The sequence below is a fragment of the Pseudomonas sp. P5_B2 genome (assembly GCF_056400445.1).
In genome coordinates this window covers 1-1922 of record NZ_JBFULH010000716.1, presented here as the reverse complement: position 1 = coordinate 1922, position 1922 = coordinate 1, and the positions used below count along the sequence as shown (strand labels likewise).

The following is a 1922-nucleotide window of genomic DNA, read 5'->3' as shown; positions in this document are numbered from 1 at the left end:
TTTATGCACAAACCCGAACTAATTTCAAACAACGCACCATGACCACTACAAACGATATGACTGGACTCGCTGTCGAGATATCGATTCTTGCGCACTGGCATAGTTGAACCGGGCCAATGGGGACAAGAATTTTTATAGCCATAGATATTTCCGCAGTCATTGACTAAAAAAATGTCGTCGGGACCCGTGCTTTCCTTCCTGAACCCCAAAGATTGGCCTGGCGCAATTTGCTCGAGATGGCAAAGCCTGCGGCGATCAGATTTTGCCATCTTCAACTTACCCCTCTTATTAATCAGGCTTGCCGCCAGGAGCCCATTTTTCACGCCATTGGAAGAGGAACACCTGGGAGTTATCCATGATTGCAGGGGCTACGCGCGGCGACCAGTCATCGTCGTGCTGATCCATATCGGCGTCGTATTCGATGTGGCAGCCCAACGGGGTGTTGAAGTACCAGAACCAGTTAGAACCAAACTTATGTCGCCCTGGCCCCCAATATGACTCATAACCTTTAGCTGCAAACGCATAGCCGGCTTGCAGCACTTCCTGAGGCCCCCCCATATGGAAGGTAAAGTGCTCGCATCCCTGCAAATGCGGCGGGGTTTGAATGAAGAAAAGGGTGTGGTGGTCGAAAGTACCCGCAGGACGCAGAAATGGACCCATCCCGACAAATTTGTCGGTGAGTTTGAAGCCCAGACGATCCGCATAGAAGCGCTCGGCCTTTTCGATATCTGGAACGAAATAGACAACGTGGGAGAGCGTTCGTGGCTTGGGAGCGAGCTCGGAACTTTCATCCACACCGGTTTTGTTCGCAGGACGGTGAATATCTCCCGGCGCGTTTACGCGCTCGGCGGGCAGTTTGTGCGGCTTTCTGATCGAAACTTGAAAGCCCAGAGCGAATCCGAGATCGTCCACTAACTCCAGTGAACCATCGGCCAGAACCTTGACTTCACGCTCGCCCTCAAATTCCTTCCGGATGCTCGCGAGAGTCGCGATGTCTTTTACGCCATACATTGTCTTGCGCAACATGTTTGCGGTCGGCAAACTCCAGGCAGGTAGTGACGGATCGTCACGATGTTTGATAACTACACCAGTTCCATCCAATGCCTCAAAGCGTCCGCCCCCTACCGGCTCAAGGCCGTAATCTTCCAGGAAGCGCTCACTTAGCGCGACATCGTCAACACCAAAATACAAAGTGTCCGGGCCAAGGATGTTCATTTCAACACCTATCAAAGTATGCGTTTTTGTTATGTCAGGTCCGAACCATTGCCGGGCCTGAGATCTCTGATGTGCGCGTGAGTTTTAACTACGCGTCACATGAATGGCTTGCGTTCTTCGGGCCACCAAAGATCCGGGATCGGTTGCCCCATTGTGTTGCGCAGGGTGCCGACCCCCTCAACGATCATTTCGACGACATCACCTGGCTGGAGCTTACGATCAAGCTCCAAAGCTGAACCACCGCCCATGGTACCCGAACCGATCACATCGCCAGGAACGATGACTTCACCAAGACTGGCCCAGGCGATGAGTTCGCCAATCGTCCACAGCTTATTGGAGCTATCACCCTTACCCCAAGTCTCGCCATTGACGCGAACTTCCATACCGATCCGGTCCAGGTCTTTGAATTCATCGACGGTGGTAATCCAAGGCCCTATACCGTAGGCGAAATCTTTACACGTGGTGGGACCCATCCCAATCGGCATTTCGACCGCCTGACAATCTCGGGCACTGAAGTCGTTGAAGATGGTGATGCCAAACAGATGATCAAGCGCGTTTTCAGGACGCAGACTTTCTGCTCGCTTGCCGATGACGTAACCGAGCTCAAGCTCGTAGTCCATGTACTGAATGTATCCCGGCCAAGGAACTGCAGCCTCATGCCCAAGGACCGAATGCGGGGTTCCTTTGAAGTAGCCAGGCACCTTCAA

The 1922-nt window shown here is 52.8% G+C and carries 3 protein-coding genes; all 3 read right to left on the bottom strand.

Annotation, left to right across the window (positions count from 1 at the left end; genetic code table 11):
* Positions 1 to 269: Rieske (2Fe-2S) protein (locus AC1DRJ_RS25955; protein ID WP_477804672.1), on the bottom strand; the 269-nt coding region annotated here is incomplete at its 3' end.
* A 19-nt stretch (positions 270 to 288) separates the two neighbouring features.
* On the bottom strand, positions 289 to 1215 hold the full coding sequence (locus AC1DRJ_RS25950; protein WP_477804671.1) for a VOC family protein: 927 nt from the start codon (positions 1213 to 1215) through the stop codon (positions 289 to 291).
* A 95-nt stretch (positions 1216 to 1310) separates the two neighbouring features.
* A partial coding sequence (locus AC1DRJ_RS25945) for a fumarylacetoacetate hydrolase family protein (RefSeq protein ID WP_477804670.1) occupies positions 1311 to 1922 on the bottom strand: 612 nt, incomplete at its 5' end.